The sequence below is a fragment of the Flavobacterium sp. SP2 genome (assembly GCF_057626655.1).
Window position 1 is genome coordinate 236,649 of record NZ_JBVHBT010000002.1, and the last position, 25,982, is coordinate 262,630.

Annotated in this window: 20 protein-coding genes; 8 read left to right on the forward strand and 12 right to left on the reverse strand. The window is 33.0% G+C overall.

From position 1 onward, the window contains the following. Nucleotides 1–24 precede the first annotated feature (24 nt). The 5 genes from ACZ098_RS05530 to ACZ098_RS05550 form a co-directional block, all read right to left on the reverse strand. Complete coding sequence (locus ACZ098_RS05530; protein ID WP_487310746.1) at nucleotides 25–3,195, reverse strand: efflux RND transporter permease subunit; 3,171 nt, start codon at nucleotides 3,193–3,195, stop codon at nucleotides 25–27. Nucleotides 3,196–3,324: 129 nt separating this feature from the next. Then, nucleotides 3,325–4,392: an efflux RND transporter periplasmic adaptor subunit gene (locus ACZ098_RS05535; protein WP_487310747.1), complete on the reverse strand. Its 1,068-nt coding sequence runs from the start codon at nucleotides 4,390–4,392 to the stop codon at nucleotides 3,325–3,327. Nucleotides 4,393–4,397: 5 nt separating this feature from the next. After that, complete coding sequence (locus ACZ098_RS05540; protein WP_487310748.1) at nucleotides 4,398–5,738, reverse strand: TolC family protein; 1,341 nt, start codon at nucleotides 5,736–5,738, stop codon at nucleotides 4,398–4,400. 1 nt (nucleotide 5,739) lies between these two features. Next, a complete protein-coding gene (locus tag ACZ098_RS05545; protein WP_487310749.1) occupies nucleotides 5,740–6,336 on the reverse strand; it encodes a TetR/AcrR family transcriptional regulator in 597 nt (198 codons plus the stop codon). A gap of 1 nt (nucleotide 6,337) precedes the next feature. After that, the gene (locus ACZ098_RS05550; protein ID WP_487310750.1) at nucleotides 6,338–7,108 is read right to left on the reverse strand and encodes an SDR family NAD(P)-dependent oxidoreductase; all 771 of its coding nucleotides are present in this window, start codon (nucleotides 7,106–7,108) and stop codon (nucleotides 6,338–6,340) included. 150 nt (nucleotides 7,109–7,258) lie between these two features. Between ACZ098_RS05550 and ACZ098_RS05555 the strand changes: the two genes are divergently transcribed. The 3 genes from ACZ098_RS05555 to ACZ098_RS05565 are packed head-to-tail and all read left to right on the forward strand — an operon-like array spanning nucleotide 7,259 to nucleotide 9,666. Then, complete coding sequence (locus tag ACZ098_RS05555; protein ID WP_487310751.1) at nucleotides 7,259–8,233, forward strand: polyprenyl synthetase family protein; 975 nt, start codon at nucleotides 7,259–7,261, stop codon at nucleotides 8,231–8,233. A gap of 44 nt (nucleotides 8,234–8,277) precedes the next feature. Continuing rightward, on the forward strand, nucleotides 8,278–9,297 hold the full coding sequence (locus tag ACZ098_RS05560; protein ID WP_487310752.1) for a LacI family DNA-binding transcriptional regulator: 1,020 nt from the start codon (nucleotides 8,278–8,280) through the stop codon (nucleotides 9,295–9,297). 18 nt (nucleotides 9,298–9,315) lie between these two features. After that, a complete protein-coding gene (locus tag ACZ098_RS05565) occupies nucleotides 9,316–9,666 on the forward strand; it encodes a hypothetical protein (RefSeq protein ID WP_487311208.1) in 351 nt (116 codons plus the stop codon). Between the two features lie 99 nt (nucleotides 9,667–9,765). Here the strand turns inward: ACZ098_RS05565 and ACZ098_RS05570 are convergent, their stop codons facing one another. After that, entirely contained in the window at nucleotides 9,766–10,311 is a 546-nt protein-coding gene (locus ACZ098_RS05570; protein ID WP_487310753.1) for a hypothetical protein, read from the reverse strand. A gap of 113 nt (nucleotides 10,312–10,424) precedes the next feature. On the opposite strand from ACZ098_RS05570, the gene ACZ098_RS05575 reads away from it, so the two are divergent. Both ACZ098_RS05575 and odhB read left to right on the forward strand, forming a co-directional pair. Further along, nucleotides 10,425–13,196, forward strand: coding sequence for a 2-oxoglutarate dehydrogenase E1 component (locus tag ACZ098_RS05575; RefSeq protein WP_487310754.1), 2,772 nt, complete (start codon nucleotides 10,425–10,427; stop codon nucleotides 13,194–13,196). A gap of 297 nt (nucleotides 13,197–13,493) precedes the next feature. Then, entirely contained in the window at nucleotides 13,494–14,729 is a 1,236-nt protein-coding gene (gene odhB, locus ACZ098_RS05580) for a 2-oxoglutarate dehydrogenase complex dihydrolipoyllysine-residue succinyltransferase (RefSeq protein ID WP_487310755.1), read from the forward strand. A 71-nt stretch (nucleotides 14,730–14,800) separates the two neighbouring features. Here odhB and ACZ098_RS05585 read toward each other — a convergent pair whose 3' ends face one another. Beyond that, the gene (locus tag ACZ098_RS05585) at nucleotides 14,801–15,220 is read right to left on the reverse strand and encodes a hypothetical protein (protein ID WP_487310756.1); all 420 of its coding nucleotides are present in this window, start codon (nucleotides 15,218–15,220) and stop codon (nucleotides 14,801–14,803) included. 286 nt (nucleotides 15,221–15,506) lie between these two features. Between ACZ098_RS05585 and ACZ098_RS05590 the strand changes: the two genes are divergently transcribed. The 3 genes from ACZ098_RS05590 to ACZ098_RS05600 all read left to right on the forward strand — a co-directional run bounded on the left by ACZ098_RS05590 (nucleotide 15,507) and on the right by ACZ098_RS05600 (nucleotide 19,247). Further along, on the forward strand, nucleotides 15,507–16,730 hold the full coding sequence (locus tag ACZ098_RS05590; protein ID WP_487310757.1) for a TCR/Tet family MFS transporter: 1,224 nt from the start codon (nucleotides 15,507–15,509) through the stop codon (nucleotides 16,728–16,730). Nucleotides 16,731–16,802: 72 nt separating this feature from the next. Then, on the forward strand, nucleotides 16,803–18,008 hold the full coding sequence (locus tag ACZ098_RS05595) for a TlpA family protein disulfide reductase (RefSeq protein WP_487310758.1): 1,206 nt from the start codon (nucleotides 16,803–16,805) through the stop codon (nucleotides 18,006–18,008). A gap of 180 nt (nucleotides 18,009–18,188) precedes the next feature. Beyond that, nucleotides 18,189–19,247: a TlpA family protein disulfide reductase gene (locus ACZ098_RS05600; RefSeq protein WP_487310759.1), complete on the forward strand. Its 1,059-nt coding sequence runs from the start codon at nucleotides 18,189–18,191 to the stop codon at nucleotides 19,245–19,247. A 102-nt stretch (nucleotides 19,248–19,349) separates the two neighbouring features. Here ACZ098_RS05600 and ACZ098_RS05605 read toward each other — a convergent pair whose 3' ends face one another. From ACZ098_RS05605 to ACZ098_RS05625, 5 genes are all read right to left on the reverse strand, one after another. Beyond that, entirely contained in the window at nucleotides 19,350–19,787 is a 438-nt protein-coding gene (locus ACZ098_RS05605; protein WP_487310760.1) for a retropepsin-like aspartic protease, read from the reverse strand. Continuing rightward, entirely contained in the window at nucleotides 19,753–22,395 is a 2,643-nt protein-coding gene (locus ACZ098_RS05610) for a CHAT domain-containing protein (protein ID WP_487310761.1), read from the reverse strand. The genes ACZ098_RS05605 and ACZ098_RS05610 overlap by 35 nt, the downstream gene beginning before the upstream one ends. Nucleotides 22,396–22,422: 27 nt before the next feature. After that, entirely contained in the window at nucleotides 22,423–22,836 is a 414-nt protein-coding gene (locus ACZ098_RS05615) for a GxxExxY protein (RefSeq protein ID WP_487310762.1), read from the reverse strand. Nucleotides 22,837–22,888: 52 nt separating this feature from the next. After that, nucleotides 22,889–24,895 (reverse strand): DUF7849 domain-containing protein, encoded by a 2,007-nt coding sequence (locus tag ACZ098_RS05620; protein WP_487310763.1) that lies wholly within the window; start codon nucleotides 24,893–24,895, stop codon nucleotides 22,889–22,891. A gap of 85 nt (nucleotides 24,896–24,980) precedes the next feature. After that, nucleotides 24,981–25,964, reverse strand: coding sequence for a hypothetical protein (locus ACZ098_RS05625; RefSeq protein ID WP_487310764.1), 984 nt, complete (start codon nucleotides 25,962–25,964; stop codon nucleotides 24,981–24,983). Nucleotides 25,965–25,982 lie beyond the last annotated feature (18 nt).

Genomic DNA, 25,982 nt, shown 5'->3' on the forward strand with positions numbered 1-25,982 from the left:
TTGTTATTTAATGATGTGTAACTTTTAGTGTTTCGGTGTAAATCCGTCTTCACTTAGTTCTCTATGATCGTAATCGGCAATCATTTCAGCTTCATAATCTACTTTTTCACCTTTAGAAACTCGGTTGATGATTTTCTCCATAATTTGGTAAATCACAGGAACAACTACTAAAGTTAAGAATAAAGATGATAGTAGTCCGCCAATAATTACCCAAGCCAAACCATTTTTCCATTCTGCTCCAGCTCCAGAAGCTAGTGCAATTGGGAACATACCAAATACCATCGCAATTGTGGTCATCAAAATTGGACGTAACCTTGCATGATTTGCCTGAATTAACGCGGTACGAACAGTTTCACCAGCTTTACGTCTTTGATTGGTGTAATCTACAAGCATAATCGCGTTTTTACAAACCAAACCAATAAGCATGATGATACCCAAAATGGTAAATATATTCAGCGTATTATTTGTTAAAGCTAAGGCTAACATTGCTCCGATAAACGAAAGCGGAATAGCAAACAATACCACAAATGGATGCACAAAACTGTCGTATAACGAAACCATTACAAGGTAAACCAAGATAATTGCAGCTAATAATGCAACACCAAGAGTTCCAAATCCTTCCGATTGATTTTCTTGATCGCCACCCCAAATGTAATTTACACCCGTTGGTTTCTTCAATTTATCAATTTTTTCTTGCCATTGCGTTACAATAGTTCCAGAAGCAACACCCACATTTTGACCTTTTACAGTTACCGATGCCGATTTATCTCTACGTTCCAATTCACTTGGCCCAGAACCTTCGGTTACCGTTGCAAATTGATTTAGTTTTATTTGCTGACCTGCATCGTTTATAAAGATTAAGTTACTTACATCTGCTATACTTTTTCTATCAAATGCATTGTATTTAATATTGATGTCGTATTCGTATTCACCAGCTCTAAATCTTCCGTCGGTATTTCCGCTGAAAGCCGTTTGCATTGTAAGTCCAACAGTTTGCAAGCTTAATCCAAGAGCCGCCATTTTATCTCTATCTACTTTTACATTCACTTCTGGATTACCATCTTCTACCGATAATTCAATTTCGGTTGCACCTGGAATAGTACGTAATTCTTTTTCGGCTGCTTTCGCAAATTCCATCGCACTTTCCACATTTGGACCAGTTACAATTAATCCTAAAGTAGCATCTTCTGCTGTTCCTAAAATACCAACCGGAACCGTTTTCACTTTGGCACCAACCAATATTTTTTCTAATTTACGTTTGGTTTTTGCAGCGTAAACATTTGCCGGTTCATCACGCTCGTCCAAACCAACCATTTTAACATTTATTTCCGACTTGTAAGCGGTTGCTTGAGAAGCACCTAGACCTTCACTCGTTTGACCAATAGTTGTAATTTGACTAAAAACATAATCTTCTTTTTCTAAAAATGCTTCTGCTTTTTGAGTCATGAAATTGGTTTGTTCCAACGAAGCATCTTTTGGCATTTCTATTTGAACCAAGAACTCACCACTATCAGATGCTGCGAAGAATTCTCCACCAATAAATCCTCCTCCAAATAAGCTAAACATCGATCCAAAAAAGATTACCAATACTATTAAAAGTGTTTTAACATAATGATCCAAACACCATTCTAACAATCTTGAAACCCAATTTGTAAAACGAGTTAAATAACTTTCAAATCCAAGAATAACTTTTCCGAAAAGGTTTTTACCTTCAATGTGTTCTAGTTTTCCATATCTTGAAGACAACCACGGAATGATCGTAAACGATGCAACTAATGATAATAAAGTTGAGATAATTACGGTAACACAGAATTGTGTAATAATGTTAGAAACCAAACCGGTACTCATTGCAATCGGTAAAAATACGACTACAATTACTAAGGTAATCGATACTACGGTTCCACCAATTTCGGCAGTTCCATCATAGGCTGCACGAACCTTGTTTTTACCCATTTCCATGTGCCTGTAAATATTCTCAAGAACCACAATGGCATCATCCACAAGAATACCTACAACAAGCGATAATCCTAATAAACTCATTAAATTTAAGGTATAACCCATCAAATAAATTCCGATAAACGTTGCAATTAATGATGCAGGAATCGAAACCATTACAATTAATGAGTTTCTAATACTATGCAAGAAAAACAACATTACAAGTGCCACCAATAATACTGCAATAAGTAAATCGTGTACAACAGCATCGGCAGCTTCTAGTGTAAAAATGGTACTGTCTTTTGCAATTTGTAATTCTAAACCATTTGCTTTATAGTCGGTTTCCAACTTGGCAATTGTTTTTACTAATTCTTCGCTTACCGCAACCGCATTGGCATCCGATTGTTTTATAATTTGTAAAATGATCGCACTTTTTTGATTTACACGCGCTATTTTTTCAGTGATTTTTTGAGTATCTTGAACATCAGCAATATCACCCAAACGAACTTGAATTCCACCTCTTGACGATACAATAAGGTTTCTTAATTCGTCTACATTTTTATATTTTCCAGCTAAACGTATAAGTATTTTTTGTTCACGAGTTTGAATGTTTCCTGTTGGGAAATCCAAATTAGATGAGAGAATATTCTGCTGAACTTGAGGAATAGAAAGTCCGTAAGCTTGCATTTTTACAGCGTCAAGATTCACCTGAATTTCTCTTTCTTGTCCACCAATAATATTTACTTGCGCAACACCTTCTACACGAGAAATAACTGGCGCTAATTTTTTATCAATTAAATCGTAAAAAGCAACTTCATCCATTTTTCCGTTGGCACCAATAGTCATAATTGGCAAATCGCTCAAAGAGAATTTGGTTAATGACGGCGTCTCAACATCATCTGGTAAATCGCTAAGTACAGCATTTATTTTACGTTGCGCATCGTTCATCGAAACATTAACATCGGCCGAAGAAGTTAATGTAATAGAAACTGTCGAAAGACTTTCATACGATTTTGAGTCTATTTTTTTAATGTTTTCTAAGGATGCAATTGCGTCTTCAATTTTCTTGGTCACCGTGTTTTCAACCTCACTTGGCGAAGCACCAGGATAAATTGTAGCAATTGTAATTACGTTGGTTTCAAATTTCGGAATCAATTCGTAACCCAAATTGCTGTAACTGAACAGTCCACCAAGTGTTAGAATTGTAAACAATACAATCACTAACGACGGACGTTTTATGGATATTTCTGCTAATTTCATATGTAAATATTATTTGTTTTTTGGTGCATATGTATCGCTATTTTCATTGGTATTTGCATTCGCAAACTCGTGTATATGGCGATTTCATATGTTTTTTCTATATGACTTTAAGACTTTCGACTTTAAGACTTATTTAATAACTTCTACTTTGCTACCGTCTTGAAGATTGATTTGACCTGTAACAATTACAGTTTCACCATCGTTTAATCCGTTTAGAATTTCAACTTTATCACCAAGAATTCTTCCAGCGGTTACAGTTTTAAGTTTAGCAGTTCCGTTTTCAATTACAAAAATCTGGTTGCTGCTTACACTTCCAACGAAAGCATTTCTAGGAACAATTTTAAGTGATTGTTTTTGTTGGTTCGATGCAAATTCTGCAGTTCCATACATACCCGCTTTTAAATCTTTGGAAGCGTTGTTGGTAATTTCAATTTCTACTGGAAAGTTTAAAGATTCATCTGCCTTTGATGCTATAAAAGTAATTTTTCCTGAAAAAGTTTTATCTGGATAAACGCTTGCAGTAACTTTAATTGCACTTCCAACTTTCAAGCTTGCTACTTGACTTTCGTTAACAGTAACTTTTAATTTTAATTTAGAAACGTTTACGATGTCAAACAATTCTGTAGCAGGCATTCCAGTTATAATCGACCCAACTTCAATATATTTTTTATTAATAAATCCGCTTATTGGCGCTTTAATTCTGGTATCACCAACATTGATATTTGCTTGTGTTAACTGTGATTTAGCATTTACCATTGCTAGTTTTGCTTGATCCACTTGTTGTTTTGTAACACCGCCCGTTTTGTATGCATTTTCAAATCGGTTATAATCTGATACAGCATTTTGATACACTGCATTTGCATTTTGAGCATTTACATTTATAACATCGCTTCTAACGATAGCAAGTGTTTGTCCCACAGAAACAAAATCACCTTCTTTTACTAGAACACTTGTAATTTTTCCTGACTTTTCAGCAGCAAATTTTAATTCTTGAACTGGTTCGAAGTTTCCGTTTGAAATGAAATCTAACGATACATCTTCAGTTTTTACGGTATCAATTCTAACAGAAACTGTAGCATTTTTCTCGGCTACGATAGCCGTTTTAGCTTCATTTTTTTTCTTGTTATTGGTAAGTATATAAGCAATTACCCCAAGTGAAGCTGCAATTACTACTATTGTTATAATAATTTTTTTCATGATGATTATTTATTGGTTAATGTTTTAAGTTCTCCTTTTGATTTTATTAATTGAATTTCTGCTAATTTGTAATCTAATAATGCTGTTGTATAGTTATTTTGTGCTGCTACCAATTCGTTTTCTGCTTCAAGTAAATCGGTTAAGGATGCCAAACCTTGAATGTAATTGTTATTGGTATTGGTTAAAACTTCTTGTGCCAACTGCGCATTTTCTTTTTGATTGTTTATCGATATAATGCTGTTGTCTATTTGAGTTCTTGCATTTTCGTATTCTAAATCCAATGCTAATTTAGTTTCAGCTAAATCTACTTTTATAGATTCTAATTTGTTTTCTGCTTGACGAACTTTAGCACGAGTTCCAAATCCTGTGAAAATTGGAATGTTTAAGTTTAATCCAATAGCAGCAAAATCTGACCAATAAACACCATCTGAAGGTTTTTTAAACCAAGGCATTTCTGGACCTTGACCAATATAATTGTAGCTTCCTTGTAAAGATAGCGATGGATAATAAGCAGCTTGAACTGATTTTTTTTGGTATTGCAAAAGCTGTTCATTCTTTTTAAGTAACAAATACTCTGTTCTTGTAGTTGTGTTTGGAGTTTCAGAAAGTGCTGTTGGCGTCACTTCAAATTCAGTTTCAGGAATAGAAATTTTAGTTTCAATTGGCATTCCCATTAAAAATTTTAAAGAATTTTCTTGAAGTTGAACTGCGTTTATTGTTTGCTGACGTTGCGTGTTGATGTTAGAAATTCGAACCATAGTTCTATCCAAATCAATTTTTTTAGCCAGTCCATTATCATATTGCCCTTTAATGATGTCTTTTACCTTATTGGTGTTTTTCAAATTATTGTCCAATACATTTAAGTTTTGACGCGTTACATATACTTGATAGTAAGCATTTGCAACTTTTTCGATAATTTGTTCTTCGGTTAATTGCGCATTTATTTGATAAAATTCTCTAGTAGATTTTGCCGCTTTTAATCCAACAAAAACCGACTGATCGTACAATGCTTGGTTTAAGGTAATTCCAGCTCCTGAAGTCCATTTTTGTCCAAAAGCGGCCTGAATTGTTGTTCCTGGCGCTCCAAAGCCTGCACCATCAATTACGGTAGTTTGAATTATAGGATTGTAGTTTAAACTTCCGCTTGCCGATAGTTGTGGTAAGGCTCTTGAACGAATTTCGTCTATTTCATTTTCACCATTTGCGACTTGCAATTTTGCTTTTTTGGCATCGGCTTTATTCTCTAATGCAAATGTAATAGCGTCTTTTAAAGTAAGCGTTTTTACTTCTTGCGCGGTAGCACCAATTGCAAAAGTCAGGATTAATATTACTATTGTTTTTTTCATTTTATACAGTTGTTTTAAGTAAGTTTTTTTCTAATTCGACAATTCCTGCAGCGGTTGCAATTGCTCTAGTATGATACTCAAGCGCTTTTGCTTCAAGCTCATAAGCCTCTTTTTCTAATCGTGTGTTTTCATTAATTGAAAAAATTAAAGTATAATAAAATTTTACAGCTGCTTCAATATCGGTTTCTGGTCGATACAGTCCTTGAATAATGCCTTTTTCAATATTTTGCCGAAACATTTGACTGCAATCTTCAATTTCATTCGCCATCATTTTTTGATAAATTTCTGGATAATGTTTTTTTAATTGGTAAGCAGGAGATTGATCAAATGCTTGAAACATTTCTTTAAACATTTCTCTTAACTGAAAATTTTCTGCTATAGCATTATGCTTTTGAGAAACAACATGCTCCATTAAAGCATGAATTTTTTGATGAACAACCTCTGTTCCTTCTTCAATAAGCATTTCTTTATTGCTAAAATACTTGTAAATCGTTTTTTTTGAAATACACATTTCTCCTGCAATATCATCCATAGTTACACTTTTGAAACCCAATTTCAAAAACATTTCAGTCGCTTTCTTGATGATTTTCTCTTTCATATTATTGTAATTTTCTGATAATTTTTACAATTAAATTTCTTGGTAAAAATCGAACAGAAGTTGCTAAAACCGTATTCATAAATCCATGAATTGCAACGGTTTTTCCTTTTATCATGGCATCATAACCGTATTGCGCAACTTCTTTAGCTGTTGGCAATTTTTTATCTTTAAATAATTTAGCATCATCCATAGCTGCTGCCGATTGAAATCCGCTAGTTGTTGGTCCAGGGCAAAGTGCTGTTACGGTTATTCCAAATTCTTTTACTTCATTGGCAATGGCTTCAGAAAAACTTAGAACGTAGGCTTTTGTTGCAAAATAAACCGCCATTTTTGGTCCGGGTTGGAATGCTGCAGTTGAAGCTAAATTTAAAATTTTGCCATTTCTTCTCGAAATCATGTCTTTAAGAAAAAGCTTGGTTAACTGCGTTAATGCGGTAATATTCAGGTTAATCATTTCTTGCTCTTTCTCCCAATCTGTAGTGGCAAAAAAACCAAAGTCGCCAAATCCTGCATTATTGATAAGATAATCCACTTTAACCTGTAGCAATTTCACTTCATTATAAATTTCTAAAGCTGCATCTTTTACAGATAAATCTTTGCTTATTATCGATACGGAACTCTCATATTTCAACTCAATATCAGCCTTTATTTCTTGAAGTTTTTTCCAATTTCTAGCAACAAGAACCAAGTTATTTCCCTTTTCGGCGTTTATGTACGCCAATTCCAATCCTATGCCGTTAGAAGCGCCAGTAATAAGGGTTGTTACTTTCATATATGCAAATGTTAAAATTATGGTGCAAATGTATATCGGAAACTTTGAATACAAAAATAGTTTCCAAAGTATTTACATAAATTTAACATTTGGTTAAAATTCACTTTTGTAATCCTAAAGTAATACCGTAAATTAGCCAAAAATTACTTTATGCATTCCATTTATCAGTACCAAGAATTTATTTCCGATTATTTGCAATCGCAATACGAAACTAAAGAACCGAGAAATCTTTACGAACCTATACATTATATATTAGGACTTGGCGGAAAAAGAATGCGTCCTGTATTAACCTTAATGAGTGCAGAAGTCTTTGATGCCGATTATAAATTGGCACTTCCGGCAGCATTGGCCGTTGAAGTTTTTCATAACTTTTCTTTAGTTCATGATGATATCATGGATGACGCACCGCTACGAAGAGGAAACGAAACCGTACACGAGAAATGGGATATAAATACCGCAATTTTATCTGGCGATGCCATGCTGATTCTAGCTTATCAATACTTTGAAAAGTACACAACCGAAGTATTTAGAGATTTAGCCAAACTGTTTAGCAAAACCGCATTAGAAGTTTGCGAAGGCCAACAATGGGATGTAGATTTTGAAACACGCGACGATGTTACCATTCCAGAATATTTGAAAATGATTGAATACAAAACCGCAGTTTTGGTTGCAGCAGCGATGAAGATGGGCGCTATTGTAGCCGAAACTTCGAAAGAAAATGCCGAATTAATTTATGATTTTGGTTTGAATTTAGGCTTGGCTTTTCAATTACAAGACGATTATCTTGACGCTTTTGGAAATCCAGAAACTTTTGGAAAACAAGTTGGTGGTGATATTATTGAAAACAAAAAAACCTATTTGTACCTTAAAGCAATGGAGTTTTCTACTGCCGATGAAAAAGAGCAATTGTTGCATTTATTTTCGATTCAACCGGATGATAATTCGGATAAAATTGAATCAGTAAAAACTATTTTTAACAATTCTGGCGCTTCAAAAGCTACACAACAAGCCATTCAAGATTACACATTAAAAGCATTTGCAACGTTACAAAAAATAGGAATTGACAACGAAAAGAAAGATATTTTAAGGTCGTTTGGAGAAAATTTAATGGGCAGAAAGGTTTAGTGTAAAATACATTCATATTGATTAATTTTAACTAAATTTACTTTATGAGTGACACCAAATTAATTGACATTGCAAATGCCTTAGGAATATCGGTAACCACAGTTTCTAAAGCATTAAAAGGCTATAAAGACGTAGGAGAAGCTACAAGAGAACGTGTTCTTGAAATGGTTACGACTATGAATTACAAGCCCAATATTAATGCAATTGTGCTTAGAACCAATGAAACAAAAACCATTGGTGTTATTATTCCTGCTATGGTACACCACTTTTTTTCGAGTGTATTAAACGGAATAGTTGAAGAAGCAGAAAGACATGGTTACATGGTTATTATTCTTCAATCTAATGAAAAATATGAGTTGGAGAAAAAACAAATTCAGTTGTTGCAATTGAAACGAGTAGATGGAATTTTAATTTCGCTATCCAATGAAACTGACGATTTTTCACATATTTCAAACACCATAAAAAATGGAACTCCAATTGTATTGTTTGATAAAATTGCAAAAGTTGTAGATTGTTCTAAAGTAGTTATAAATGATAGAAAAGCCGCCTATGATGCTGTTTCGTTTTTAATACAAAAAGGATACAAAAAAATAGCACATTTTAGAGGGTCGCTGGTTCCACAAAATTCCATTGATCGATTTTTGGGATATAAAAAAGCATTAGAAGATCACAAAATCGCCTTCAATCCGAAACTGGTATACATGTGCAATCACAATACCGATTTTGAAGACGGCTATGAAAATGCGAAGTTGATGTTGCAAGAACATGATGATGTAGATGCTATTTTCGCTGTAACCGATTTGGTTGCCATTGGCGCGATAAATTATCTAAATGAAGTTAAAGTCAAAATTCCAGACCAGATTGGTATTTTTGGATTTAGTAATTGGTTTATGAGCAAAGTTATTTCGCCAAAACTAACAACCATAGATCAACCAGGTTATGAAATAGGATTAAAATCGGCAGCCATTCTAATTGATGAAATTCTTCAATTAAAACTCTGTAAACCTGTTAAACATCAAACTGTAGAATTGCCAACACTAATTGTAGAACGAGAATCAACATAATACAAATTGAAAACTAATATATTTATAACTCCAATAAATACCGAGCAATTACTTTCTGAAGCAGAAAAGGAAAATCTATACCTAAAACTTATTGAGCAAATTAACAAAGATTTCAATCTTGCCAACGAACCAATAGACTTCCATAGCAGTACCAAACCTGAGGAATTAAAAATACAACTTCAGGAAAAAATTTACAGATTAATTCAGTATAAATTTGCAGAATATTTAAACCTGCTCTACATCATTGATGTTCCAGAAGATCAGGTTAAAAAGCTGGATGGATCTGATATTTCTGAACTTGCAGCACAAGTAGCATTCTTAGTTTTAAAACGCGAATGGATGAAGGTTTGGTTTCGGAATAAATATTGATTTCATGTGTGGTTTATTTTATAATGTATAAGTTAAACTAAAAACCAACATCAATTTCATAAATCTAAAAAATTAATTCCAAATTTGTCTTTCATCAATTTAAAAATAAACCCTAACAAAAGGCATCAACGCATCACTATACACACTTTTATCTCTATCAAATAATAAATTATATCTTGCACCAATGGTTACATTTTCGGTTCTATAACCAGCGCCAACAAACAAACCAGTATTCCAAAAATTTCGTTTTATATCGTCTGGGATTGCTTCAAATGTTGTGTTTACACGAACTTGCTCTACTTCTAGTGAAAGCTGAATTTCTTCTATTGGATTGAACAATCCAATAACACTAGCGCCATAAATAAGATTAGAATAATCATTTTTTACTTTGATGTAGCTGGTTTGCAAACCTGCGCCTAAAGCAACATATTGATTAAAATTATAAATTGCACTTGGCGCGACAGTAATATCGGTATAACCACCACCAATACCAAGGCCAAGTCCGCCACCAAATTGTACTCTACTCCAAAAGGCATTTCTTGGTTGCGGTTCAATTATATCTTGTGCATGAGAAAAGGGAATTGCCATCAAAAACGAAATAAAAAAGAGTGATTTGGTTAAAATATTGAAATTAATAGTTTTCATACACTTGATATTATAATTATATGTTATAAAAGTATAAAAAACAGCCTTAATTTGTCGTAAATATTTTACTTTTGCATAAAATTTTTAACAAAACGAATATTTTACCAACTCTTATGGATAAGTTTTCCTTTTTAAATGCAGCACATACCGAATTTTTCGCTCAAACATACGATGAATATTTAGTTAACCCAGACGCAGTAGAACCAAGTTGGAGAGCTTTTTTTCAAGGTTTCGACTTTGGAATGACTACCTACAACGAAGAAAATGCTAGTGAGCAAATTGCCACATACACTGCCACTGCTGTAGAAAACGGTCAAGCATCACAAAAACTTCAAAAAGAATTTAATGTTCTTAAACTTATTGATGGTTATAGAACAAGAGGACATTTGTTTACAAAAACCAACCCAGTTCGCGATAGAAGAACGTATTCTCCAAATTTAGATTTAGTGAATTTTGGACTAGAATTTTCTGATTTAGAAACGGTTTTCGATGCAGCTAAAGTCTTAGGTCATAAACCATCAACGCTAAAAGAAATTATTACTCATCTTGAAAATGTATACTGCCAATCTATTGGTGTAGAATACATGTACATTCGTAAACCAGAAGTGGTACAATGGATTCAAGACCGACTAAATATTAACGACAATTTGCCAAACTTCAATGTTGAGCAAAAGAAAAATATACTAGAAAAATTAAACGAAGCAGTTTCTTTCGAGAACTTTTTACATACCAAATATGTAGGTCAAAAACGTTTCTCGCTAGAAGGTGGCGAATCTATCATTCCAGCTGTTGATGCTTTAATTGAAGCTGCTGCAGAAAAAGGTGTTGAACATTTTGTAATGGGAATGGCACACCGAGGAAGATTGAATATTTTAGCTAATATTTTCCACAAACCAACACAAGATATTTTCTCAGAGTTTGACGGAAAAGACTACGATAAAGAGTATTTTGACGGAGATGTGAAATACCATTTGGGTTTAACCTCTGAAAAAACTACCCGAACTGGTAAAAAAATCAACATTAATTTAGCGCCAAATCCATCCCATCTTGAAACGGTTGGAGCGGTTATTGAAGGTATCGCTCGTGCTAAACAAGATAAATATTTTCCAAATGATTTCTCTAAAGTATTGCCTATCGCCGTTCATGGTGATGCTGCAGTTGCCGGACAAGGAATTGTGTACGAAATTATTCAAATGTCGCAATTAGATGGCTATAAAACTGGTGGAACAATCCATTTAGTTATTAACAATCAAGTTGGTTTTACAACCAATTACCAAGATGCACGTTCGTCTACTTATTGTACCGATGTTGCCAAAGTAACTTTGTCTCCAGTTTTACACGTAAATGCTGATGATGCCGAAGCTGTAGTTCACGCCATGCTATTTGCACTTGATTACAGAATGACTTTCGGAAGTGATGTATTTATAGATTTATTAGGATACAGAAAATACGGCCATAACGAAGGTGACGAACCACGTTTCACACAGCCAGTTTTATATAAAATAATTGCAAAACATAGAAATCCTCGTGATATTTATGCTGAAAAATTAATTATTGACGGAATTGTAGATCAAGCTTACATTAACAAATTAGAATCTGATTACAAAGCCAACCTTGACTTAAACCTAGAAGAATCTCGTAAGAAAAACTTAACTATAATCAAACCATTTTTACAAGACGAATGGAAAGGTTTCGAGCAAGTTTCTGACGATGAAATGTTGAAAAAAGTCAATACTAAAGTAAGCAAAAAAGTATTGGACGAATTAATTGTAGAAGTTTCAACCTTACCATCAGACAAAAAATTCATCAACAAAATTTCCAAAATTGTTACCGATAGAAAAACAATGTACGACAACAATGTTATCGATTGGGGAACAGCAGAAACACTAGCTTACGGAAGTTTATTAATCGAGGGTTATGACGTAAGAGTTTCGGGACAAGATGTTGAAAGAGGAACATTCTCTCACCGTCATGCCGTTGTAAAAGTGGAAGATTCAGAAGAAGAAGTAATTCTTTTAGATAAAATAAAAAACAGCAAAGGTAAATTTCAAATTTACAACTCATTACTTTCTGAATATGCAGTTTTAGGATTCGATTACGGTTATGCATTAACCAATCCTAATTCTCTAACCATTTGGGAAGCACAATTCGGAGATTTCTCTAACGGATGTCAAATCATGATTGACCAATACATTTCTTGTGGTGAAGACAAATGGAACAACCAAAATGGTATTGTAATGTTGCTTCCACATGGGTATGAAGGTCAAGGTGCCGAACATTCCTCTGCAAGAATGGAACGTTATTTACAACTTTGCGCACGCCACAATATGTACGTTGCCGATTGTACGACGCCAGCGAATTTCTTTCACTTGTTGAGAAGACAAATGAAAACCAAATTCCGTAAACCGCTTGTAGTATTTTCACCAAAAAGTTTATTACGTCATCCGTTATGTGTATCTACGCAAGACGATTTGGCAACCGGTGAATTCCAAGAAACAATCGATGATACTACTGTAGACAAATCTAAAGTGAAAACTTTGGTTTTCGTAACAGGAAAATTCTATTATGATATTTTAGCCGAAAGAGAAAATAATGGTAGAAATGATGTAGCTTTGGTACGTATCGAGCAATTGTTTCCATTACCAGTAGCGCAATTAAAAGCAATTATTGCGAGTTATCCAAATGCCGATGATTACGTTTGGGCACAAGAAGAACCTAAAAACATGGGTGCTTACAGTTTTATGTTGATGAATTTCGATTTAGTAAAATGGAGATTAGCATCACTAAAAGCTTACGCAGCGCCAGCAGCAGGAAGTCACACTAGAGATAGAAGACGTCATGCCGATGCAATAAGAATGGTTTTCGATAAAGATTTATTTAGATAATTTTTTTTAGGAGCTATTCCCTGCTTTCCGCTATATCTTTTCCTTTTTAAAGAAAAAAGAAAAAGGATGTCGCTGCAAACGAAGTTCACTGAACTCCGATTTAAATAAATGCAATGTGAAGTAATCAGGGCTAGAACATACAAGTAACAACACGAACAATTTAAAATATAAAATTCATAATTTAAAATAATTACAATCATTTTAGAAATGAAAGTGCTTTCACTAGGCATTTGAAATTAAAAGGAGGACAGCCGGTGGCTGTCAGGTAAATTAAAAATAACATCAAAAATTACACATATGATATTAGAGATGAAAGTGCCATCACCTGGAGAGTCTATAAAAGAAGTAGAAATCGCAACTTGGTTAGTAAAAGATGGCGATTATGTTGAAAAAGATCAAGCAATTGCAGAAGTAGATTCTGACAAAGCAACATTAGAATTGCCTGCAGAAGTAAGCGGAATCATAACGCTAAAAGCAGAAGAAGGTGATGCCGTTGCAGTTGGTGCAGTTGTATGTTTAATAGATACCGACGGTGTAAAACCTGGTGCTGCAACAACAGAAACTCCAAAAGCAGAAGAAAAAAAGGTCGAAGCTCCAAAAGCTGAAGTAAAAGCTGAAGCTCCAAAAACTGCTCCAGTTGAAGAAAAAACATATGCAGCAAGCGCTCCATCGCCAGCAGCAAAAAAAATATTAGACGAAAAAAACATCAATCCTTCTGAAGTTTCTGGAACAGGAAAAGGTGGAAGAATTACTAAAGATGATGCTGTAAATGCAACGCCATCAATGGGAACTCCAACGGGTGGTTCACGCAGCACAGAACGCACAAAATTATCAATGTTGCGTCGTAAGGTAGCCGAAAGATTGGTAGCTGCCAAAAACGAAACAGCTATGTTAACAACGTTCAACGAAGTTAATATGACACCTATAAACTTAATTCGTAACGAGTACAAAGATGCATTTAAAGCTAAACATGGTGGCGTTGGTTTAGGATATATGTCGTTTTTTACTAAAGCGGTAACTAGAGCATTACAATTATTTCCAGATGTAAACTCGATGATGGATGGCGATCATAAAATTGCTTTCGATTTTTGCGATATTTCAATAGCGGTTTCAGGACCAAAAGGATTAATGGTTCCTGTAGTTCGTAATGCCGAAAATTTAACGTTCCGTGGCGTTGAAGCGGATATTAAAAGATTAGCATTAAAAGCGCGTGACGGACAAATTACGGTTGACGATATGACTGGTGGAACGTTTACAATCACTAATGGTGGCGTTTTTGGAAGCATGTTATCTACACCAATTATCAATCCTCCACAATCAGGAATTTTAGGAATGCACAATATTATTGAACGTCCAATTGCTGTAAATGGTAAAGTGGAAATTCACCCAATGATGTATGTGGCACTTTCTTACGATCACCGAATTATTGACGGTCGTGAATCAGTTGGTTTCCTAGTTGCTGTAAAAGAAGCGTTAGAAAATCCATTAGAATTGTTAATGAATGGCGATGCTAAAAAAGCATTGGAATTATAAAAACAGTGATTTCTTAAATAATAAAAACCGTCATGAATCAATATCATGACGGTTTTCTTTTATATGGTGGTTTATTTTATTGAAAAAGAACCTTCTGTAATTTCAATATTTGCTCCAGCATCAAATGGTTCTAATGTTCCAAAAAAAGTACCTTCTGCTTTTCCTCCACTGTTTTCAGTAACATTTGATGAAAACGAAATTGGATCATAACTACTGGTCAGATTTTCATAGCTAAAATTTGTAATTGCATTGGCTCCTGTATCCTCAGAATTAAGCGTAAAAGTAACATACTCGGTTGGTTCAGAAGGATTTCCAATATATCCAGTTACAAATAATAAACCTCCAGTTTCTGCAGATTCTACTTTGAAATTTTTATCAACGCCATCAACTTTAAAAGTTACTGATTTCGAAACGTTTTCATCCTCATTCGAACACGAATTAAAAGAAACTGCTAAGGCTAGCACTGCAAAGACAATGAGTATTTTTTTCATATAAATGTAAATTGTTTATTTGAGGTTAAATGTGTAAATGCTTTTTGTTTATTGATATTTATCGCACAATGCTTGTCTAACTTCTTGTGAACGACGATTTCATTATATATACAATGTTTTATTACAAATATAAAAATATAATCGAGTTATCAACATGAATTTACAACTGCAATCTAAAATACATAAAAACAATTCATTGATTCATAATTGAACATCTAAACATTTTAAACTTTGAAACAGTGCAGAAAAAGTTTTTTTGTAGCTTTACACCAAATCGATTTTTTTTATGAAGAAAAGCAAAAAGCAAGCGGCAATAGGTTTTATATTCATTACGATGTTGATAGACATCACAGGTTGGGGAATAATTATACCGGTAATTCCAAAACTAATAAAAGAACTTATCAACGGTGACATTAGCGAAGCTGCTAAAATTGGAGGTTGGTTAACTTTTGCCTACTCTATCACGCAATTTGTTTTTGCTCCTTTAATAGGAAGTTTAAGTGATAAATACGGACGCCGACCAATAATCCTAATTTCGCTTCTTGGCTTTTCATTAGATTATCTTTTTCTTTCAGTGGCACCAACAATAGAATGGCTTTTTGTGGGACGAATAATTGCTGGAGTAACAGGTGCAAGTATTACGACTGCTTCGGCTTATATTGCCGATGTAAGTACACCTGAAAATAGAGCCAAAAACTTTGGTTTAATTGGCGCCGCTTTTGGATTAGGATTTATTATCGGTCCGGTTATGGGCGGATTACTTGGTCAATACGGATCGAGAGTTCCTTTTTATGCTGCTGCCGTGTTGTGCATGATCAATTTCTTGTACGGTTATTTCGTTTTACCAGAATCTTTAACCAAAGAAAACCGTAGAGAATTCAATTGGAAACGTGCAAACCCAGTTGGTGCGTTATTAAGCTTAAAAAAACATCCCAAACTTATTGGATTAATTTCATCAATATTTATTCTTTATGTTGCTTCACATGCCGTGCAAAGCAATTGGAGTTTTTATACTATTTTCAGGTTTGGTTGGGATGAAAAAATGGTAGGAATATCACTCGGAATTGTCGGGTTATTGGTAGGAATAGTACAAGGCGGTTTAATTCGTGTAATCAACCCTGTCTTAGGAAATGAAAAAAGTATTTACCTTGGAATGGCTTTGTACACGGTCGCCATGTTTTTGTTTGCCTTCGCATCAGAAAGCTGGATGATGTTTGTATTTCTGATACCTTATTGTTTAGGCGGAATTGCTGGACCAGCTTTACAAGCAGTAGTTTCGGCAGAAGTTCCTGCTAACGAACAAGGAGAAATTCAAGGAACATTAACTAGTTTAATGAGTGCTTCTTCTATTATTGGTCCTCCATTAATGAGTACCGTTTTTTACTTTTTTACGCACAAAGAAGCGCCTTTTCAATTTCCGGGCGCGCCATTTATTGTTGGTGGAATATTGATGTTTGTGGCGACTTTAGTTGCCATACAATCGTTTAAGAGGAATAGAAAAAGAAATTAGATTTGATTACTATTTCAAAGTCAAATATACTTTTCACCTTTTAGGATTTTAAATTTAAATTCTACTTAAATTATGAAAATAAAAACTATTTTTTTGTTTGGTATAATTTTACTTTTTACAAGTACCAATGTTGCGCAAGTGAAAGTGGATCAAATTGCTCCAAATATTGCTATTTCAGATTACATTCTAAATTCAGAGAATAATAAAGATTTAAAAAATAAATATATTGTCTTAGAATTTTGGGCAACTTGGTGTAAACCATGTCTTGAGCAAGTCCCGCATATTAACGATTTACAAAGTAAATTCGAAGATTATAAAAATCTGAAATTTATTTCAATAACTTATGAAAAGCCAGAAAAAGTAGTAAGAACTTTAAATAGAGTTATCTTTAAAACTATGGTGGTAAGTGATCAGACTGGAAAAACATTTAAAGATTATATATCAGATAAAGATGGAAACTACAGCATTCCTAAAACCATATTAATTGACCAAAATGGAATTGTAAAATGGGTAGGAAAACCAAGTAATTTAACCGAGACAGTTATTGAAAAATTTATCAAAGGAGAAAGTATAACTACCGAAAAAATAGACGACGACGTTGTACTACCAGAAATTATTACTCCAAAACAAGAACGCGTAGTCGATGTTGCTTATAAACTGACCTATAACGAAGAAAATAAATATTCATTTATTTTATTAAACGGAAATAGTACTGAATTTAAAATGCATGAAAACACCTTAAAAACGCAAGGAGTATTCTTTGAATTAAACAAAAATTTACCTTCTTTATTAGCTGAATTATCAAATACTTTTGAATCTCATATTTCATTGCCACCAGATTTAGAGAACCAAAATTATTCTCTTTTTTATAAAAACAGTTTGTTTTCAGACGAAGAAAAGAAAGTTTTAGATATTAAATTTAATCTATTAAAGACATTAAATCTAGTTGAAACAGTTACAACCAAAAAGACAGCTATTTATAATTTAAAAGTAGTTGATAAAACAAAATTAGAAAACATTACCAATAGTCCTGAAAAACTAAAAAGTGACACTAATACTAATTTTATTTTATTTGACTCCAATATTTCCGAAATAGGTAGTAGAATAAGTAAGTATTACGATGTAATCATTAAAAATAAAATAACTTTAGATGGGATTTATGATCTTATATTAAGCAATATTTCTATTGAGGCTACAATTAAAGACTTGAATTATTATGGTTTAACTTTAGAAAAATCTGAAGCCGAGTCACAATTTTTTGAATACAATAAACAATAGATTATTATGAAATAATATCTTATTCGAACTATATACGATATAATTATAAAGTTGTTTTATAGTTCTATTGATTGTATTAAAATATTACTGACCTTAAAACATTATATAAACATGAGGATTTTCATAAATTCACTACTTTTTTTACTAATTCAAATTTCATTTTCACAAAATAATCTAAAAGTGAAAATAATCTTTAAAAATCCATCCTTAGAGGGAAAAAGTATCTCTATAAATTGTTTTGATGTTAACTATCTCGAAGGAGGTACTTCAAAAAATTACAATTCAAAAATTAAAAATGGATTAATCACTTATGAAGAAAATTTTAGTAACGAAATAGCAACTTTGCAAATTTATTTAACGGATGACCCAAGCCACTATTTTTATGTTCTTGCTGAATCAAATATGAGCGATGTAATTGTTGAACTTCCTCTTCCAGATGCTTCAATTTTTTCCAATATAATATATAGTAAAACTTCAAATAATACATTATACAACTTAATGCGTTTAAAAAGAGAATATTATTTTGACAAATTCTCTTATTTTACAGATGATACTAAAAAATACAAGACTTTATCAAAAGAAAGCAAAATGTCGCTTGTAAAAGAACAGTTAAAAATTATTAAAGATTTTGATAAAAACACCTATTACGCCTTATATTTTATGGCGTTTGAGTCTGGTGATCTTGATTATAATTATGAAATTATTAATGATATTTTTCAAAATCTACCAGCAAACATTAAAAATACTGAATTAGGATTACAATTTGAAACCGATTTAAATAATTTTAAAGAAAATGCTAACAAATCAGATGTAGGAGTTGCCGTTCCAACTTTTGAGGTACTCAACGATTCTAATCAAATATTTAACAACAATTCACTTAAGGATACTGTATATTTAATTGCTTTTTCAGCTACTTGGTGCAGCGCTTGTAAGATATATGAAAAAAATCTTGTTAAACTCTATAGTGAATTCAAAGATAAAGGATTTGAAGTAGTTTATTTTAATCAAGATGAAAATGTAAATAGATGGTTTAAGGAAATTAAAAAGAAAAATTTGAACTGGATTAACGTATCTGAACGTGTAAAATCTTCAAAAAGTTTAATTGCAAAAAAATTTAATATAAAAGCTTTACCCGAATATTTTCTAATAAATAAAAACGGACGAATTATTTACAATTCCATTGAATTAAAAGAAATTGATTTTAATGTTATAAAAAAACTTTTAGAAAAAAATCTTTAAAAAAAAATATTAAACCCAATAAAATTTAATTTGAAATCAAATAAATAAAATATTATAAAGACTTACTTTAAAAATCAAAGATGGATTGCGTAACAGAAAAAACTACTTCAAATACAAACAGTGATTAAAGTAATCAACAATTGCTTTTCCTTGAAGTAAAATATCGGCACCAATAATACCATCAACTGGTTTTGCCTTGTGTTGCGTAAGTGCCGAATTCACATGCGATAAATCGAAAATTACCAAAGTAAAATCGTTTTCTTTCCAACGATTTAACTCCAACTTATTTTCCTTAGAAATTTGCGTTAACATGCCGGTTGCTCCAGCGCCAGAAGCTTTAGTTTTCGATTTCTCTGGTTGCAAATTAAACTTTTCAATTCCTTCAAATCCCACACAACTATTACTTGCGCCAGTATCGAGAATAAAATTTCCTTTTACTCCGTTAAGTATGATTTTTATTAAAAGATGTTGTGTCTTGGAAACTTTAAAGTTAATTTTTTTATACTTATTTTTCTTTAGAATTTTTTGAAGCTCCTGCATTTCGTATTAGTTTGAAGGCCAAAAATAAAGCAATTAATCCAGCTAAAACGGAAACTACAACTAAATTATTTGAAGTCGACTTTGGTTCTAAACTTCCATAATATACAAACGACGCCCAATAATATGGCGATTTTTTAGAATTGGAAATGCTTTCGTCCGCAAGAAAATCCAGTTTTGCCTGATGATTGGACTCAAAATACGATCGCCCATGCTTTATATTAGTATAGAATTTCTGCATCAAAACAGAGGTAGTATAATCGTTAACTTTCCAAAGTGAAAATAATAAATTTTGTGCTCCAGCAAACTGAAAACCTCTTGCAACACTCATTGCACCTTCTGATTTATAGAGTTTTCCAATTCCGGTTTCACAAGCAGAAAGGACAACCAAATCTGGATTTATGGATAAATTATAAAGCTCCGAATACAGAATCTCCTCGTCGTAAAACCGAATACTTGCTAGATCCAAAACATCGCCAGAAGATGCGTGTGTAGAAAGATGCAAAATAGAAAAATTAGAAAGATTATGTTTGAAGTTTGCAAACGTTGCCTTGTCTTTTTCGAGATAATTTCCACTAAAATTCGACTTTAAATAATCCAACTCTTTTTTGGAAAAAGCCAATTCTAAATTAGTCTTTTCAAATATTGGAAATACACCCAAAACCGCTTCATTCTTGTGCTGAAAAGCATGAGAATTCAGATAAAACGCTGCCGAATTTTGGTAACCAATATTAAAATCAGTAAGTAAATAATTCATTTTGGCAAAATTAGTGGTCTTGGATTCTTCGGTAATTAAGGCTTCAAAAGGCAACATTGTTAAAACTCCATCTGGAATAATAATCAGGTTTTTGTGATTGGATTTTTTTGGAAGTTTCAATTTCTTATATACAAGATTTCCTAAAAGTTTATACTTAGAAATGTCGTTTATGATTTTATCTGAATCTGAAAAATACCCTATGAAATCAACAATTTTAGTTGCGCCAGTTCCTTGCAAAGTACTCTCATTTACAGTGATTCCTCTATCTTTTAAAGTAAAAATATAAATGTTTTCAGTTCCATAAAAATACGCGACCAAAACCGCATTGTCTTTTTCGAGTTTTGAATATAGATCGGTCAAATTGAACTCTTTTTTTGCTGCTTTTGAGTCATTCTGTGTTTTAGATTTCAGTAAAAGCATCAATTCGTTTTGCTTATTTATGGCTTCATTTATTTTGGAAATATTGGCAAATTCCAATTTTTGCTGTTCCTTTATAATGACAGTATTCCAGTTCTGAAGTTGCTCACGAATCAATTTTTCATCACCAGAAATATTTTTGGAAACCGAAATGTATTCTTGTAAAACAGCCGATTTTGTTTGTTCCTGAAGCACAAAAGCAGCTTCCAAATAACTCGCTTTTTTTTCTTTTTTGAAAAGATTATAATAAATAGAAATGCATTTTTCAGTTCGGTTTCGGTTTCTTATTTGTGAAATTATTTTGGAGCTTTCATGCCACAACATATACTGAAATAACGCCTCAATATGAAAAGCTAGTGTATAACTTTGCAACGCTTTCTTAGGTTGATTTTGTTTCAGAAAAAGTTCAGCTTGCAAATCTAACGCATCCAGCAAGGTAGTTTCTGCAAATAACGAATTTTTTGCTGGAAGCACATTTGTAGAAGAATAACTCGGAATTAATGTTTTAAAAATAACACTAATTCGTTCTTGAGATTGCACCAAGCTGTCTTGCTTAAGCAAAATCGTAGCTTCATCAAGATAGAATTGCGCTACCTTTCGAGGCTCTTGTTTTGGCGTTTTTAAAAATTCGATTCGTGCATTTTGCATGTTGTTTTTTGCCAATTCAAATTCTTGCGTAACCACATATCTTTTAGCTAAATTCCGATAGGCATTTGACAAAGATTCTGACTGATTTTTTTCTGATTTTAATAAGGCAATTGCTTTTTTATAAGCTGCTTCTCCTTTTTGATAAGCATCCGCTTTTACAAACATACCGTGCGTATTCAAAAAGTAATTATTCCCAAGATTATTGTATAAAATTCCTTTTTGAACTGAGGTCAGTTTTTCTGTTTTGATGGTTTGTTCCAACAAGTTTATAGCTTCCTTAATTTTCCCAGTATTCTGATAAACATTAGACAAATTGAGAATTGCTGCAAATTTCTGTTGCTGATTTCCTTCTGAATTGGCAATATAAAAATAGTGCTTTATAGTATTTTCGGCATTTTCATAATCACCAATGATCGTGTAAAGATTTCCCAATGGTTTCAGGCAAAACTCGGTAATATCATAGTTTGAAAGTTTGTTTTTTTGATAAATCAGCCATGCTTTTTCGTAAGAAGAAATAGCTTTTTTGGTTGCACCAAACTGATTTTGAAAATACGCTTTATTGCAATTTAAAATTACCAAAGCCAAATATTCTGGTTTGGTTTTGGGTATAAAATAGGTTTCCTGATTTTCTAATTTCTTTAAATTTTCTTGATTTGGATTGGCAACAAATGCATCAGTAGCATTGTATATTTTATTTTCTAAAACAGAATAACTTGGACTTTGCGAAAAAGCCAATTGCGTTAAAAAGAAAAACAATACTACTATTTTAATGAAAAAAAAATTTAACATAAAAGACACAAAAGTTATTTAGTTGTTTTATTCCTCAAGACTACTAAAGTGATGATTTACGAAAGATTTTTGCCCTGCGTGATATACATTTAAAGAATTAAAATTGTAAATAATCCCTTTAGGAACTTTAAGTAGTTTCATGTACGTTAAAAGTTGCGCTTCATAAATAGGTAGAAATTCTTTTACAGATTTTAATTCCACTACAATTGATTTTTCAATTAGTAAATCACATCTTAATTCAGTTTCTAAATTAACACCTTTAAAATATAATGGCACTTTTAATTCAGATTGAAACTCAATTCCTCTAAATTCAAGTTCACGCATCATACACTTATGGTAAATGCTTTCAAGAAGTCCTGGACCAATTTCTTTGTGAACTTCAATTGCAGCTCCATTTATTTTATAAGTAAGATCTTTTAAATAACTTTTTGTAAATTTCATTCTCTATTTTCAATTTTTTTAGATTCGATTTTGTGCCTTTTGAGTTAGAAACCTAAAATTTCCAAATAGCATAAAACTGCCAATAATTAAAATCTTTTTCAAAATTTTGATAATATCTAACTCCAAGACTTGGACCAATTCGTGCAAAACCAAAAGTGACGTCTGCAAAAACCGAAGTCTGCATTTTTTCGAACGATTTTAATTTGGTTTCCGAAGAATTATTCTCTTGTAAAGCCGTAATTTCATCTCCAACTCCAGGTGGATTTTCATTAAAGTTAGGTTGAAAATATCGAGTTACCGAATTATTTTGGGTAGTACTATTCAACAAAACCGAAAATTGTGGACCAACTCCGACTCCAATAAAATTGTTGATGTTGTAGCGCAATGAAATAGGAACAATATCGGCCATGTTTTTTATAACTTTTGACGACGTTGAAGTTTGCGTATACGCAACATCCAAAACAGTACCATTAGCCAACTGAATAGGCGGCGTAAATTGCCTTAACTGTAATGGTGTTGCGCTAGAGGAACTGCTTTCAAAATAGTTGTAGTACAATTCTGCCTGCCAATAAAAACGATAGGATTTAAACGGAGAAACGGTGATTCCAGTAAAATAACTTTTGCCATTTTCCTGATTTGAAAAGTAGTTGTAACCTGCTTTTGCTCCGATAGAAATTCCGGGTAAAAAACGTGTTACGGCATAATTTGTAATTACTGGTTCGTTCTTATCAAAAATAATTGCGGTTCTGCTTTTGGTTTTTACCTTATGAAAATCCTTAGCAAATTTCATAGAATATTTTACAAATCCTTTGGTTGAATCGCGATCGGTAACATTTTTTTGCTGACTTCCAGGAAGGTAAATATTCTTAAAAATAAAATGAATCTGGTTTTTTAAAACTATAGTATCCATGCAACTGTAAGTCACCTCTTCGCCTTTTGGACAGATGGGACATTTGGGATAATTATCGACAATTTTTAATGTTTTTTTGTCAAACATTTCTGGAATATCAGTTTCTAATTTTATCTTTCGAGCTGGACCTTCGCCATCGTTTTGAAAACGAGTTTTGAAGTTTAAGGTTTTAAACCGAACCAATCTATAATTCATGAATGTGGCGTTGCTGGACATTTTATTGGGATCGTGCGATGTTACAATTTCCATTTCCAAAGTTTTCTTTTTGTGGGATTTGTAATTTCGGTCAGGAACATAAACTCCGCGCATTTTTACAGTTGCGCTGGTGTCTTTCAGCATTTCTGGTGTAGTTTTGAAAGTGAAGAAAATGTTTCTGGTTTCACTCGGATTCATTCCGTCAAATTCAAATGACTTAACATCAGAAAATAAGGTTTTGCTTTCGGCTAACGTCATTTCAAGATTTTCATCATTGATAAAGAAAGGTTGTTTTGAAGGCTGAGTAACATTTGCGGAAGCGACATTCCAATCATTATTATTCAAATCATCATTCGAAACAATTCCGGTTTCCTGAAGTTCTTTCTCTCCAAAATGGGTTCGTGTTTCTAGCAATTCGAAATTTTTGTTTTTGAATTCTTTGTCGTTGTAAAAGAGATATAATTTTCCATTAGCAACATAATTCAGATTGTTTTGATAGGAAATTACTACAATCATTTCTTCTTCTGGAACGGGTTCGCGATTGGCGAAAAGATGCACAGAAGTGGTGTCGGCCAAGGAAGCAATTGCATCAAAATTAGTATCAGAAATTTCGTTTATCGCTACTGTTTTTGGCCGCGTAGCTGGTGGTTTTCCGTTGTCGTAATTGTTGGTAACCGATAAATTAACTTTGTAATTGCCTTTCTTTTTGTAGACCTTTTTAGGTTCGGCTTGCTTGCTGTAACTTCCGTCACCCATTTCCCAGAAATAACTATAACTTGGTTTTGGCGCGCCTGCAATCGGAATTAATGCTGGTGTTTGTGGTTTAAACGAAACTAAATTTCCATTTTGATTATATCCGATAGTGGCTTTTCTGGTAACGGTATCTTTGATTTTTGTTTGCGAAAAAGATAGAAAAGGAGCAAGAATCAAAAGTACTTGTAATAGTTTTTTCATATCTGCTTGGTTTAGTTGGTGTTATAAATATAAGAAAAACTGACGAATGAATCGTCAGTTTTGTTAAAATATAATTTATCTGTAATTATGGAAGTGCATTTATTGCTGCCACAAGTTGTGCTTCAGTACCTAATGTTGTTTCGGCATTTGTAAAAACATACACATCATTAGCGGCAATTGTTGCTGCTTTTATAGCATAGCGCCATTGTCCATTTTCTTCGGTTGCGAAAATTACATGACATTCTAAACCAATTGGAATTTGACCGTAATGCTCCGAAAACTGATTGGTTGTATCGTTGTATGTATCTAATTTTGCTAGTGTATTAGCTTCGCCATCATAGTGAAGATAAATAGCGCTGTTTCCAAAATTATATCCACTTGGCGCTTCTGCTAAAATAGTAGTTCTAGGTCTTGGATCACTATAAAAACGATCTACATTGGTCCAACCAAAATTATTGAAGAAAGCGTAATAAGGTGCGTTTACAGCTGTTCCTTCCACAAATATGTTATTTTGTCCGTTTGGTGTGTCGGCTTGTTGTTCCCAATCAAGATTTCCGTCAGCGTCAATAATACCATCCCAAAGACGCATTCCAGTATCGGCGCCACCAGTTAAAGCAGATGGAATTATAAGTTGAATTGAACACGTGATATCAAGTTGAACTCCATCTTGTGTTGCATTTACAAAAAACTCGCCACCCGAAACTATCAAGGTCATATCGCCATTTGGCATTTTTCCCATTGTGGTTTTATCTGTCACAAGCATTGTTCCACTGTCGAAAACTTCGGCATATTCTACTTGCACTTGTCCGGTTACTGGATTTCCGTTTTTAGTAAGACAACCGCCGTTGATTGTAAACTGAACTCCTTTTACAGATGTGAAAGTTGTTGCACCGTCTTCTACTGTTAAAGCAAAGTTTTGTGTGATTCCGTCCATTGCATTTTCTCGTATTGCTGCAAATTGTGCTGCACTTGGAACGTTGTTTGTTGTGTTGTTGTCATCATCTGAACAACTTGTTAAAGCAATTGAAGCTAAAACTAAAAGACCGATTTTTTTAAAATTTGATTTCATAATTTCTAAGTTTTAATG